This is a genomic window from Streptomyces nogalater (assembly GCF_039532885.1).
GTDB classification, from domain to species: domain Bacteria; phylum Actinomycetota; class Actinomycetes; order Streptomycetales; family Streptomycetaceae; genus Streptomyces; species Streptomyces nogalater.
Genome location: NZ_BAAASM010000037.1, coordinates 21,002 through 33,138, shown reverse-complemented (window position 1 = coordinate 33,138; position 12,137 = coordinate 21,002). Strand labels below are relative to the sequence as shown.

Annotated in this window: 11 protein-coding genes; 5 read left to right on the top strand and 6 right to left on the bottom strand. The window is 74.2% G+C overall.

Annotated elements, in window-relative coordinates; all coding sequences use genetic code 11:
• Nucleotides 1-24: 24 nt before the first annotated feature.
• Nucleotides 25-309 carry a hypothetical protein gene (locus ABD350_RS25070; protein ID WP_344350595.1) on the top strand — a complete coding sequence of 95 codons (285 nt, stop codon included), beginning with the start codon at nucleotides 25-27 and terminating at the stop codon, nucleotides 307-309.
• A gap of 86 nt (nucleotides 310-395) precedes the next feature.
• On the opposite strand, the gene ABD350_RS25065 is transcribed toward ABD350_RS25070, so the two are convergent.
• The gene (locus tag ABD350_RS25065) at nucleotides 396-2,186 is read right to left on the bottom strand and encodes a bifunctional metallophosphatase/5'-nucleotidase (RefSeq protein WP_344350593.1); all 1,791 of its coding nucleotides are present in this window, start codon (nucleotides 2,184-2,186) and stop codon (nucleotides 396-398) included.
• A 171-nt stretch (nucleotides 2,187-2,357) separates the two neighbouring features.
• Here ABD350_RS25065 and mshD point away from each other — a divergent pair, with 171 nt between their 5' ends.
• On the top strand, nucleotides 2,358-3,284 hold the full coding sequence (gene mshD / locus ABD350_RS25060; RefSeq protein ID WP_344350592.1) for a mycothiol synthase: 927 nt from the start codon (nucleotides 2,358-2,360) through the stop codon (nucleotides 3,282-3,284).
• Between the two features lie 8 nt (nucleotides 3,285-3,292).
• Here mshD and ABD350_RS25055 read toward each other — a convergent pair whose 3' ends face one another.
• The 5 genes from ABD350_RS25055 to ABD350_RS25035 form a co-directional block, all read right to left on the bottom strand.
• On the bottom strand, nucleotides 3,293-3,955 hold the full coding sequence (locus ABD350_RS25055) for an ABC transporter (RefSeq protein WP_344350590.1): 663 nt from the start codon (nucleotides 3,953-3,955) through the stop codon (nucleotides 3,293-3,295).
• A complete protein-coding gene (locus ABD350_RS25050; RefSeq protein WP_344350589.1) occupies nucleotides 3,943-5,466 on the bottom strand; it encodes an ABC transporter permease in 1,524 nt (507 codons plus the stop codon). The genes ABD350_RS25055 and ABD350_RS25050 overlap by 13 nt, the downstream gene beginning before the upstream one ends.
• Nucleotides 5,463-6,323, bottom strand: coding sequence for an ABC transporter ATP-binding protein (locus ABD350_RS25045; RefSeq protein ID WP_344350588.1), 861 nt, complete (start codon nucleotides 6,321-6,323; stop codon nucleotides 5,463-5,465). The genes ABD350_RS25050 and ABD350_RS25045 overlap by 4 nt, the downstream gene beginning before the upstream one ends.
• A 79-nt stretch (nucleotides 6,324-6,402) precedes the next feature.
• Complete coding sequence (locus tag ABD350_RS25040; protein ID WP_344350587.1) at nucleotides 6,403-7,230, bottom strand: cupin domain-containing protein; 828 nt, start codon at nucleotides 7,228-7,230, stop codon at nucleotides 6,403-6,405.
• A gap of 28 nt (nucleotides 7,231-7,258) precedes the next feature.
• A complete protein-coding gene (locus ABD350_RS25035) occupies nucleotides 7,259-7,801 on the bottom strand; it encodes an RNA polymerase sigma factor (RefSeq protein ID WP_344350585.1) in 543 nt (180 codons plus the stop codon).
• A gap of 390 nt (nucleotides 7,802-8,191) precedes the next feature.
• Here ABD350_RS25035 and ABD350_RS25030 point away from each other — a divergent pair, with 390 nt between their 5' ends.
• From ABD350_RS25030 to ABD350_RS25020, 3 genes are read left to right on the top strand one after another with little or no spacing between them, the layout of a single operon-like run.
• Nucleotides 8,192-10,558, top strand: a complete 2,367-nt coding sequence (locus ABD350_RS25030) for an RNA degradosome polyphosphate kinase (RefSeq protein WP_344350584.1) — start codon at nucleotides 8,192-8,194, stop codon at nucleotides 10,556-10,558.
• The gene (locus tag ABD350_RS25025; RefSeq protein ID WP_344350583.1) at nucleotides 10,539-11,660 is read left to right on the top strand and encodes a CHAD domain-containing protein; all 1,122 of its coding nucleotides are present in this window, start codon (nucleotides 10,539-10,541) and stop codon (nucleotides 11,658-11,660) included. Before ABD350_RS25030 ends, ABD350_RS25025 begins: the two co-directional genes overlap by 20 nt.
• Before the next feature lie 16 nt (nucleotides 11,661-11,676).
• Nucleotides 11,677-12,102, top strand: a complete 426-nt coding sequence (locus ABD350_RS25020; protein ID WP_344350582.1) for an NUDIX hydrolase — start codon at nucleotides 11,677-11,679, stop codon at nucleotides 12,100-12,102.
• Nucleotides 12,103-12,137 lie beyond the last annotated feature (35 nt).

The window sequence follows — 12,137 nt, the reverse complement described above, 5'->3', positions numbered from 1 at the left end:
CACGAGCCACAACGGAGACTTCGCATGGCCGAGTTGCGCCTGCTGCCCTGGACGAGCCCCGAGGGCAAGCCCTGCTATCTGAGTGCCGACCACGACGACAGCCGCCTGTCCCGCCTCGCGGACGACGTGGAGGCGGCGCAGCTGCGGTCGGGGGAGCAGGTGCTGGCCGGGGCGAGGGCCGTGCTCGCGGACCGGGCGGCGGGCGAACGCGCCGTGCGCTTCGCGCTGACGCGGGCCGGCGAGTCCCTGGAGGAGGTCCTCCGCATCGCCCACAGCAGGGGCGCCCGCATCCCCGCGTACGAGCGCTGACACCCCCGTGACCCACGACCACGCGGACGCGAACCTCTGGCCTTGTCCACAGCTGTGGACAAGGCCAGAGGAGCAGTCCACAAGGCCTACTTGATGATCGTGACGCGGTTCGCCGCCGGAGGCGCGAGCGGGGAGGTCGGCGTGGAGTTCGCCGTCAGGTACTTCTCCAGGGCCGCCAGGTCGTCCGTGCCGACCACCGTGTTCCTGCCCTGGCCCAGAGACGGGAAGCCGTCGCCGCCGCCCGCGAGGAAGGCGTTCAGGGCGACGCGGTAGGTGGCCGTCGGGTCGACGGGCGTTCCGTTCAGGCGGATGGAGTCGGTGAGCACGCGGTCCGCGCCGGACTTGGTGAGGTCCAGGGTGTAGGTGAGGCCGGCCGAGGGCTGGAGGATGCGCGGGGCCGCCTCGTTGGGGCCGCTGACCTGCTCCTTGAGCGCCTGGATGAGCTGGGCGCCGGTGAGGTCCACGAGGTTGACCGTGTTGGCGAACGGCTGGACCGTGAAGGCCTCGGCGAAGGTGACGACGCCGTCGCCCTCGGCGCCCTTCGCCGCGTAGGTCAGGCCCGCCCGGACGCCGCCGGGGTTCATCAGCGCCAGGCTGGTCCTCGGGTCCAGCTCACGGCCGTAGGCGAGCTGCGCGTCGGCGACCAGGTCGCCCATCGGGGACTCCGTGCCGGTGTTGCCGATGTCGCCGGAGATGTAGCCGACGGGGCGGTTGCCGATGGGCGCGGCCAGGGTGTTCCATTTGCCGATCAGGTCGGTGATGTCCGCCGCCTTGGGCACGTCCCGGGTGACCACGTGGTTGGCGGAGTTCACCGCCGTCCGCACGATGTCGCCCGTCCGGCGGTCGTAGGTGAGTGTGGTGTCGGTGTACAGGCGGCCGAAGGAGGACGCCGAGGTGACCATGCGGGGGCGGCCCGAGGGGTCGGGGACCGTGCAGACGTACGCCTGGTGGGTGTGGCCGGTGACCAGCGCGTCCACCGCCGGGGTCACGCTCTTGGCGATGTCCACGATCGGGCCGGAGATGCCGTCGCCCGCGCCCGGGGAGTCGCAGTCGTAGTTGTAGGAGCCGGAGGCCGGGTAACCGCCCTCGTGGATCAGGGCCACGATGGACTGCACGCCCTGGCGCTGGAGCGCCTTCGCGTACTTGTTGATGGTCTCGGTCTCGTCCTTGAAGGTCAGGCCCTTGACGCCCTCGGCGGAGACGATGCCCGGGGTGCCCTCCAACGTGACGCCGATGAAGCCGATCTTGACGCCGTTCTTCTGCCAGACCCAGTAGGGCTTCAGGATCGGCTTGCCGGTCGTGTCGTCCTGGACGTTCGCGGCCAGGTACGGGAAGCCGGCGCCCTCGAACTCCTTGTCCGTGTAGCAGCCGTCCTTCGGGTGGCAGCCGCCGTTCTGGAGGCGGGCCAGTTCCCGCGCGCCCTCGTCGAACTCGTGGTTGCCGACCGAGGTGACGTCCAGGTCCAGCTTGTTCAGCGCCTCGATGGTGGGCTCGTCGTGGAACAGGCCGGACAGCAGCGGGGAGGCGCCGACCAGGTCGCCGCCGGCCGCCGTCACCGAGTACGGGTGGCCCTCGCGGGCGTTGCGGAGGTGCGTCGCGAGGTACTCGACGCCGCCCGCGTCGACCGTCTTCGTCGTACCGTCCGGCTGGAGTTCGGTGACGCGGCCCGAGGAGCCGGACGGGGGCTCCAGGTTGCCGTGCAGGTCGTTGAAGGACAGCAGCTGGACGTCCTGGTAGCGGCCCGGGCGGTGGGGGTGGTGGTTCTCGCGCGCGTCCGCCGGCAGCGCGGTGGCCAGCGCCGCCGCCGTGGCGAGACCGGCCGCGGACGCGAGGAAGGCGTAGGTACGGCGTCTGGTGCGCCGGGGTGCGGATGGCATGAAAACCCCCCTGTGGGTCGGCTGTGGTGCTCGGCGCAGCCTAAAGTCAACGCGCGTAGCGCGACAGAGGGTTCAGATCACATCCTGGTCTCCCTTCAGGGATGTCCGAACCGGTGCCTCCGCCGCCGGTGTGCCGGGACTTCGCCCCGGGCGCCCCGTACCCTCGTACGCATGAGCAGCGACGACACCGTACGGGGCTTTCCCGCCCGCTCCATCGAGACCTACTCCGCGCTCACCCCGGACCAGGGCGAGGCCGTGCTGCGCCTGCTCGGCGAGGCCGCCCGGGCCGACGGGCAGCAGCCGGTGTCCGAGCAGGGCCGGCTGCACCTGCGCGGCGGCTCCCGCGAAGGCGTCTCACACCTGCTGCTGACGGTCGGCGGCGAACTCGTCGGCTACGCCCAGCTGGAGGACACCGACCCGGTGGAGCCGCCGGCCGCCGAACTCGTCGTCCACCCCGGGCAGCGCGGGCACGGGCACGGGCGGGCGCTCGGCTCGGCCCTGCTCGCCGCCTCCGGCAAGCGGCTGCGGGTGTGGGCGCACGGCGGGCACCCCGCCGCCCGGCACCTGGCCCAGGTGCTGGGTCTGACCCTGTTCCGGGAACTGCGCCAGATGCGGCGGTCGTTGACCGATCTGGAGCTGCCCGAGCCGGTACTGCCGGAGGGCGTGAGCGTGCGCCCCTTCGTGCCCGGCAAGGACGACGCGGCCTGGCTCGCGGTGAACGCCGCCGCCTTCGCCCACCACCCGGAGCAGGGCTCCCTGACCCAGCGGGACCTGGACGACCGCAAGGCCGAGCCGTGGTTCGACCCCGCCGGGTTCTTCCTCGCCGAGCGGCGCGGGGAGCTGATCGGCTTCCACTGGACCAAGACGCACGCCGAGGAGGGCCTCGGCGAGGTCTACGTCCTCGGGGTGCGCCCCGGCGAGCAGGGCGGCGGCCTCGGCAAGGCCCTCACCACGATCGGGCTGCGTCACCTGGCCGCCCAGCAGCTGCCGACCGCGATGCTCTACGTCGACGCCGACAACAAGGCCGCGGTGACGGTGTACGAGCGGCTGGGCTTCACCGTCCACGAGACGGACCTGATGTACCGCACGGAGACCTGAGCACGGCTTCAGCCCGAGCGCCGGGGCCTGGGTGCCCTGCGCCGGAAGGGGCGTCGCAGGGGCTCGCGGAGGGTCAGCAGCCATATCGCGCCCGCCGCCGCCAGCAGCCAGGCCCAGTGGTCGTGGGCCGTGTCCCAGCGGGGGTCCTGGGCGGGCACGAACAGGGGCCAGTCGTCCGGCAGCAGCAGCGGGGCGAGCAGGGCGGCGGCCAGCAGCGCCGTGGCCGCCGGCCGGCCCGGGTGCGGGTCGTCCGAGTGGCGCGCGGCGAGCGCGGCCAGGGCCAGAGCCAGCGCGCAGACCGCCCCGGCCTCCAGGGTGACGTCCCCGGCCGGCGGGCGGTGCGCGCCGGGCGCCAGCAGCAGTACGGCCGTCCACCACGCGGCGGCGAACGGCGCCACCAGCGCCACCCGCAGCGCGGTCCGCACCGCCCGCCCGGTCGGCACCGGGGTGGTGCCGTGCCGGGCGGGATCGTCCAGCAGGAAGGCCAGGCCCAGCGCGAGGACGAGAGCGGCGGCGCGCAGCAGTAACAGCGTGACCCACTCGGCCGGCTCGGCGCCGGACAGCCGGGGCAGCCCCGGGATCAGCAGGCCGACCGCGCCGGCCGCGCCCAGCGTCCGCCACGGCAGCGCCCGCCAGACCGGGACGGCCAGCGCCGGGATCACTCCCCGCACCGGTCCGGCCCCACCTTGACGGGCACGCCCAGCACTTCGGCCGCGCGGGCGGTGGTCAGCTTCGGCGAGGTCAGCTCCGCCCAGTGCGCCTTGACCCGGCCGACGACCGAGGGCAGCGGCCGGTCCAGCAGGGCGCGGACGACCTCGGTCTGTCCGGCCGTCATGGTGAGCGGGTCGGTCGGGGAGAGGACGACCGCCTCACCGCTGAGGCTGTCGTCGAGCCGGACGTGCCTGAGCTGCGACTCGGGGTCGTCCTGCCAGGCGAGGGACAGCCACATGACGGTCACCATCCGGCCGTCGCACAGCCTGGCCGCCGACTTCTCGTCGCCCGCGACCAGCACGGCGGCCACGGCCGTGGAGAACTCCGGGACCCGGTTGCCGCCCCAGGCGGTGCCCACGGTGACCTGGTGGGGAGTGGCGGACGGAGGCAGCGCCGAGTCGGTGTCGAGGCCGTAGCGGGCCTCCAGCCGCTGCCGGACCAGCAGTCGCTGCCCCTGCGCGGGGCCGCCCGCCAGCGACTGCACCCCGCGCACGACCCGCTCCCATTCGGCGGTCCGCGGCGCCCACTCGGGGAACGCGCAGTACTCCGAGGTGCCCCGCCGCACGCACGTCTGCTCCTTCTCCGGGGTGAGCGAGGCCCGCTGCCGGGCCGCCGCCGTCGTCTCCGGGACATCGCGGGTCTGGGCGGCGCCGCCCAGCACGGTCACGGCCAGCGCGGCGGCGACGGCCGCCTGGACTCTCCGGCCGCGGGAGCCGGAGAGCAGGACGGCGAGCAGCGCGGCCGTCACGGCGAGCCCGGCGAGGTAGAGGGCGTGCCAGGCGGCGGGGCGGCCCAGCAGACCGGACGGGAAGGGGTACTTGTTGGCCGTGCCCACCACCGGGGCCAGCCAGGCGGTGCCGGTCTCGCCGCCGAACGGGAACGCGGCCCCGACGAACATCAGGAAGAACACCACGACCAGCAGCGGCGCCGCGACGGTCGACGGCACCAGCCGGGCCAGCAGCACACCGAGCGCCCCGAACAGCAGCACCGTCAGCGGTCCGACCAGCAGTTCGAACACCGAACCGTGCCCGACCGCACCGGGCTTGACCGCCTCCCAGGTGAACTGGGCGGTCACCCCCACGGCGACCAGCAGCGCGAGCGGTACGACGGACAGCGCGTGCGCCACCGTGCGCTGCCCCGGGGACAGCGCCAGCACCGCGAAATGGCGCTCGGTGTCCCGGCGGCGCGAGCGCAGCACGGCCTGGTTCGCGCACAGCAGCGCGGCGAGACCGACGAACAGCGGACCGCCCTGGGTGGCGCGGTCGGCGTCCTGGAGCGCCGGGAACTCGTCCCAGGGCTGGAGGTTGTGCCACACCAGCCAGGCCGTGTAACCGGCGAGGGCGAGCAGGACGGGCAGGCGCCGCAGCAGCCGGCGCGCCTCGAAGAGGGCGAGCGCGAGCACGGCCGCCGAGGGGGTGCCGGGCGCGGCCGGGGCGGCCTGCGCTTCCTTCTCCCGTACGGACGTGGTCATGCCGTCACCTCCGCCGGCTCGCCGTCGAGGGTGAGCAGGTAGCCGTCTTCCAGGGTGGGTTCGAGCAGTTCGGCGCCGGGCGGCGGATCGCCCACGTTGCGGAAGGTGCCCGTACCGGTGCGCCAGCCCGCCTTCGCCCCGGGATCGCGTCCGCCGCTGCTCCACACCCGGCCGGCGGCCCGCGCGGTCAGTTCGGCGGGGGTGCCGGCGAACCGGATCCGGCCGCCCGCCATCACCAGGACGCGGTTGCAGAGCATCGCCACGTCCTCGGTCTGGTGGGTGGACAGCAGCACCGTGCGGTCCTCTCCGGCGCGGGCGATCACCTCCCGGAAGCGCATCCGCTGTTCCGGGTCGAGGCCGACGGTCGGCTCGTCCAGCACCAGGAAGCCCGGGTCGCCGACGAGGGCGGCGGCCAGTGCGACGCGCTGCCGCATGCCGCCGGACAGCTTCTTGATGCGCTTGCCGCGCACGTCCTCCAGGTCGGCCTCGGCCAGGACGCGGCGCACCTCCCGGTGCCGGGCGGCGCGGTCGGTCAGCTCCTTCAGGATCGCGACGTAGTCCACGAACTCGAAGGGCGTGAAGTCGGGGTGGAAGCCGGGGGTCTGCGGGAGATAGCCCAGGTGCCGGCGCAGTTCCTGACGGCCCCGCGCGGTCGCCGGGTCGTGCCCGAGCACCGTGAAGGCGCCCCGGTCGGCCGGTACGGCGGTGGCCAGCACCCGCAGCAGCGTGGTCTTCCCGGCACCGTTCGGCCCCAGGAGCCCGGTCACACCCCGGCCGAGCCGCAGCGATACGTCGTCCAGGGCGCGGGTGCCGCCGTAGCGGAGGGTGAGTCCGGCGGCGGAGACGGTGGTGGTCATGCGGGGCTCCTGTGGGAGGGCGGGGGCAGGGGGCTCGTCGGGCGCCTCCGTGGGACACGGGGCTCACCGGACACGGGTCTCACCGGACGCCCCCGGTGGACTGGTCGAAGCGGTCCCGGGCGAGGAAGAGCAGGCCGGCGGCGAGGGCGGCGACCCCGGCGGCCACGCCCTGCCCGGCGGCGGTGAACGGGGCGAGCACGCGGTCGCCGCCGTTGCGGAACGCCTGGGCGAGGAGCAGCAGCACGACCCAGCCGCCGCCGGCCAGGGCGGGCCCGGTGACCGGCCCCAGCCGGGGGGTCAGCGCGAGCCCGGTCGCGGTGAGCGCCAGCGCGGGCAGCAACCAGGCGAACGCGCTCAGCCCGAACCCGGGCAGGGCCAGGCCCGCCAGACCGGTCAGGGCGAGGGCGGCGGACAGCACGGCGACCGTGCGGATCATCAGCAGGCGGAAGCCGTGCAGCGGGGAGACGACCGTCATCTCGTACGTCGGGTCGACCACCGGCCCGTACGACAGGGCGACCCCGGCGAGCGGCAGCAGGGGGGTGAGCGCCAGGAACAGGGTGGTCGAGTGGCCGGCCCGGGCGGTCAGCACGGACATCACCAGCACCAGTGCCACGGCCGTCAGCCACGAGCGGCGCAGCACCGGGGTCGCGGCCAGCAGCCGCGCGGTGTGGTCGGCCACTCCGAGCCGCAGCAGCAGCCGCTCGAACGGGCGGGGCCGGGGCGCGTCCAGCTCGGCGTCCAGCCGCGTCCAGGCCGCGTCCAGCGTCCCGGCGTCCCAGGCCGAGGCCAGCACCGCCCGGCACTCGGCACAGCCGGCCAGGTGCGTGTCGGCGGACCACAGCAGCGGCGGCTGAAGCTCCCCGCGGGCGTAGGCCCGCAGGTCTTCCTCGGTGACGTGCCAGCTCATGCCGACACCCCCGCCGGTCCTCGTTCCGTCATGCCAGTGCCTCCCGCAGTTGCTTCCGGGCCCGCATCGCCCGTGTCTTGACCGTGCCGGGCGGAATCCCGAGCAGGACGGCCGCCTCCCGGGTGGTCAGCCCGTCGATGACCGTCGCCTGGAGCACCGCGCGCAGCTCCGGGGAGAGCCGGACGAGCGCGCCGGCCAGGTCCCCGTGCTCCACGCCCGCCAGCACCCGGTCCTCGGCGGACACCTCGTCCCGGTGGCGCAGCCGGGCCAGCGCCTGCCGCAGCCGGCCGCGGGCCCCGTCGCCGCGCTGGGCGTCCACGAGCCGGCGGGAGCCGATGCGCCACAGCCAGCCGGCCACGTCGCCCTCCTCGCGGTAGCGGGCCTTGCCCCGCCAGATCGCGAGGAAGGTCTCCTGGACGATGTCGTCCACGACCCCGGCGTCCGCGCAGCGCCCGCGCAGCCGTGCGGTCAGCCAGGGCGCGTACCGCCGGAACAGCTCCTCGAAGGCGTGCCGGTCGCGGTCCGCCGCGATGGCCCGCAGCAGCTCCGCGTCGCTTCTCGTCTCGCTCACATCTCCTCATCGGACGGGACCGGCCGAATGGTTCACACCGGTCACGGTCGGTTTCCGGGAATCCCCTCGCACCCCGCGCGGACCACCCAGCAGACACGGACCACCCAGCAGAGCAGACAGGCCCCGGGCCACGCCTGCCGGGTCACGGCGGCCCGAGGGGCCGGAACCGATACTGAGGGGCGCGGGCCGGGACCGGATGCAGGGGGCAACGGGCCGGGACCGGATACGGCGGGGCAACGAGCCGGGGCCGGACCGAGGAGCGACGGGTCCGGCCCGGCCCCCGGACGCGGCCGTCCGGCCCCGTCCGGGTCTCCTTCGGGCCTCCCCCCGCTATCCCACACGTCATGTCGCCGTAACCATTGATTCAGCCTGGCTTGCGACGCTCGGCCAATGACACCCGTCGTGCCAGAGCCTTCGCCGCCCCCGGAGGGGTCCGCCACGGAGAGCGGAACCGTGCGGCTCCCGCCCGCGCGTTCCGACGCGCCCGTGTCACCCGCGACGGGGAAGAATGGGTCCATGAGGCAGCACGAGACCCAGGCCGAGGCCCCGCACACGCCGCAGCCCCCCGTGGGCTCCATCGCCGCGCACCGGCAGCGCGCCGTGGCCCCCGCCGTCTCCGGTCTGGCGCCCGACCTCGACGCGGACCTCGACGCGTACGAGGAGGCCCAGGCCGACGGCGCGCCCCTGCCCCAGGGACGTTTTCTCGACCGTGAGCGCAGCTGGCTCGCCTTCAACGAGCGGGTCCTGGAACTGGCCGAGGACCCGGACACCCCCCTGCTGGAGCGGGCGAACTTCCTCGCCATCTTCGCCAGCAACCTGGACGAGTTCTTCATGGTCCGGGTGGCCGGTCTCAAGCGCCGCATCGCCACCGGCGTCGCCACCCGCTCCGCCTCCGGCCTCCAGCCGCGCGAGGTGCTGGAGATGATCTGGGCCCGCTCCCGCGAGCTGATGGCCCGGCACGCCGCCTGCTACCACGAGGACGTCGCCCCGGCGCTCGCCGGGGAGGGCATCCACCTGGTCCGCTGGCAGGAGCTGACCGAGAAGGAGCAGGCCCGCCTCTTCACGCTGTTCCGGAACCAGATCTTCCCCGTCCTCACCCCGCTGGCCGTCGACCCCGCGCACCCCTTCCCGTACATCTCCGGCCTCTCGCTGAACCTGGCCGTCGTCGTACGCAACCCGGTCAGCGGCCACAGGCACTTCGCCCGGGTGAAGGTGCCCCCGCTGCTGTCCCGCTTCCTGGAGGCCTCCCCGGGCCGGTACGTCCCCATCGAGGACGTCATCGCCGCCCCCACCCACCTGGAAGAGCTGTTCCCGGGCATGGAGATCCTGGAGCACCACGCCTTCCGGATCACCCGCAACGAGGACCTGGAGGTCGAGGAGGACGACGCCGAGAACCTGCTCCAGGCCCTGGAGAAGGAACTCATGCGGCGCCGCTTCGGCCCGCCGGTGCGCCTGGAGGTCGAGGAGTCCATCGACCGCGAGGTGCTGGACCTGCTGGTGCGCGAGCTGAAGATCTCCGAGGCCGAGGTGTACCCGCTGCCGGGCCCCCTGGACCTCACCGGCCTGTTCCGGATCCACTCGCTGGACCGGCCGGAGCTGAAGTACCCGAAGTTCATCGCCGGCACCCACCGCGACCTCGCCGAGGTCGAGTCGGCGTCCCCGCCCGACATATTCGCCGCGCTGCGCGCCCGGGACGTGCTCCTGCACCACCCCTACGACAGCTTCTCCACCTCCGTGCAGGCCTTCCTGGAGCAGGCCGCCGCCGACCCGGACGTCCTCGCCATCAAGCAGACCCTGTACCGGACCTCCGGCGACTCCCCCATAGTGGACGCCCTCATCGACGCCGCCGAGTCCGGCAAGCAGGTCCTCGTCCTGGTCGAGATCAAGGCCCGCTTCGACGAGCACGCCAACATCAAGTGGGCGCGCAAGCTGGAGGAGGCCGGCTGCCACGTCGTCTACGGCCTGGTCGGGCTGAAGACCCACTGCAAGCTGTCCCTGGTGGTCCGCCAGGAGGGCGAGACCCTGCGCCGCTACAGCCATGTCGGCACCGGCAACTACCACCCGAAGACGGCCCGCCTCTACGAGGACCTCGGCCTGCTCACCGCGGACCCACAGGTCGGCGCGGACCTCTCGGACCTGTTCAACCGGCTGTCCGGCTACTCCCGCCGGGAGACCTACCGCCGGCTGCTGGTGGCGCCCAAGTCACTGCGTGACGGTCTGGTCTCCCGTATCCACAAGGAGATCCAGCACCACCGCGCGGGCCGGCCGGCCTTCATCCGGATCAAGGTCAACTCGATGGTGGACGAGGCGGTCATCGACGCCCTCTACCGCGCCTCCCAGGCGGGCGTGCCGGTGGACGTGTGGGTGCGCGGCATCTGCGCGATCCGCCCCGGCGTCACCGGCCTGTCGGAGAACGTCCGGGTCCGCTCGATCCTCGGCCGCTTCCTGGAACACTCCCGGGTGTTCGCCTTCGGCAACGGAGGCGAGCCGGAGGTGTGGATCGGCAGCGCCGACATGATGCACCGCAATCTCGACCGCCGGATAGAGGCCCTGGTCCGGGTCGTCGACCCCGGCCACCGCGCAGCCCTCAACCGGCTGCTGGACACCGGCATGTCCGACTCCACCGCCTCCTGGCACCTCGGCCCGGACGGCGAGTGGACGCGGCACGCGACCGACGGGGACGGCGGGCCCCTGCGCAACGTCCAGGAGATGCTCATAGACGCCCGGAGGCGCCGGCGTGGCACAGCAACACCTTGACCAGACCGACTCCACGGCCGAGGCGGCGGCGGGTGACGTCCTCGCGGACTACCTGCGCGCCCAGGCCACGGAGTTCCTCCGCGCCCTGCGCCTGCACCGGGAGACCGGCGGCAACGGGAGCGCTCTCCCGCGCGCGGGTACGGGCGTGGCGGGCGGTGGCCCGGAGGAGTCCGTCGACGCGGCGCGCGCCCTGCGCCGCTCGGCCCGCCGCATCAGCGGCAGCCTGCACACCTTCCGCCCGCTCCTCGACCCCGACTGGTCCGAGGAGATCCGCCCCGAACTGGCCTGGCTGTCCGGCACGCTGGGCCTGGAGCACGCCTGCCAGGCCCGTCTGGAGCGGCTGCTGCTGGCGCTGCACCGCCTGTCCGGGGTGACGGCGCTGCCCGTGCCGACGGTCGACGCGATGACGGCCGGCGGCCGTGGTCTGCCCGGGAAGGCGGCCGGCGGGCCGGCGTACGCCACGGCACCGCCGGAGCGCGGCACGCTCACCGTCGGCGCGGCCAAGGCCGGTGCCCTGCTGGAACGCCAGCTCACCCTGGCCCGGACCCGGGCCCACTCCACGGCGCTCCAGGCCCTCGGCTCCTCCCGCTTCCACGCGGTGGCCGACAAGGTCGCCGTGCTGGCCAGCGAGGTCCCCCTCACCCCGGCCGCGGCCGGCACCGGGCTGGGCCCGCTGGCCGCCGCCGCCGAGGAACGTCTCACGGACGCCGTCACCGCGCTGCCCCTGGTCACCGCGGGCCACCCGTACAACGCGGAGGCGCTGGTCCACGGACTGTCCCCGGAGCCGTCCCCGCACCCCCAGGACGGCCCCTGGCACCAGGTCCGGCTGCTGCTTCGGCTGTACCGGTACGCCCGCGAGGTGCTGCACGGCGGCAACGCCCCGCTGGACGTACGGCTGCTGACGGCCGGGCAGGCGCTGAACCGGCACCGGGACGCCGCGGAGGCGGCAGCGGCGGCGGCCCAGGCGGCCCGTACGCCCCGGATCACCCCGGCCACCGCCTACGCCCTCGGCGTGCTCCACGCCGACCAGCGGCACGAGGTGGAGGCGGCCCGGTTCGCGTTCCAGCAGGCCTGGCAGAAGCAGACCGTCAACGCGCCCTGAGCCGGAAGGAGACGGCGTGGGAGACACCGTGGTCCAGGCGGCCGGCTGCGTCCTGTGGCGCCGCTCGCCGCTCACCGGTGCCCTGGAGATCTGTCTGGTGCACCGGCCCAAGTACGACGACTGGTCGCACCCCAAAGGCAAGCTGAAGCGGGGTGAGGACCCCCTCGCCGGGGCGCTGCGCGAGGTCGCGGAGGAGACCGGGTACACCGCCGAGCCCGGCGGGGAGCTGCCCGCCGTCTGCTACGCGGCCGACGGCAGGTTCAAGCGGGTGCGGTACTGGGCCGCCGAGGCGGTTTCCGGCCACTTCACCCCGAACAGCGAGGTGGACCGCATCCTGTGGCTCACCCCGGACGCGGCCCGGGCCCGCCTGACCCAGCCTCGCGACCGGGACCTGGTGGACGCACTCGGCTTGCCGTCCGGCCACGGGGAACGGCGCACCTGACCCCGAGCCCTCCCGGTGGGACGATGCGGCCGAGA

Excerpts from the sequence above, each read along its gene's own strand:
- ABD350_RS25050 (WP_344350589.1), bottom strand. The coding sequence starts at position 5,466 with ATGACCACGTCCGTACGGGAGAAGGAAGCGCAGGCCGCCCCGGCCGCG.
- ABD350_RS25030 (WP_344350584.1), top strand. The coding sequence starts at position 8,192 with ATGACACCCGTCGTGCCAGAGCCTTCGCCGCCCCCGGAGGGGTCCGCC.
- ABD350_RS25065 (WP_344350593.1), bottom strand. The coding sequence starts at position 2,186 with ATGCCATCCGCACCCCGGCGCACCAGACGCCGTACCTACGCCTTCCTC.
- ABD350_RS25070 (WP_344350595.1), top strand. The coding sequence starts at position 25 with ATGGCCGAGTTGCGCCTGCTGCCCTGGACGAGCCCCGAGGGCAAGCCC.
- mshD (WP_344350592.1), top strand. The coding sequence starts at position 2,358 with ATGAGCAGCGACGACACCGTACGGGGCTTTCCCGCCCGCTCCATCGAG.
- ABD350_RS25040 (WP_344350587.1), bottom strand. The coding sequence starts at position 7,230 with ATGAGCTGGCACGTCACCGAGGAAGACCTGCGGGCCTACGCCCGCGGG.
- ABD350_RS25045 (WP_344350588.1), bottom strand. The coding sequence starts at position 6,323 with ATGACCACCACCGTCTCCGCCGCCGGACTCACCCTCCGCTACGGCGGC.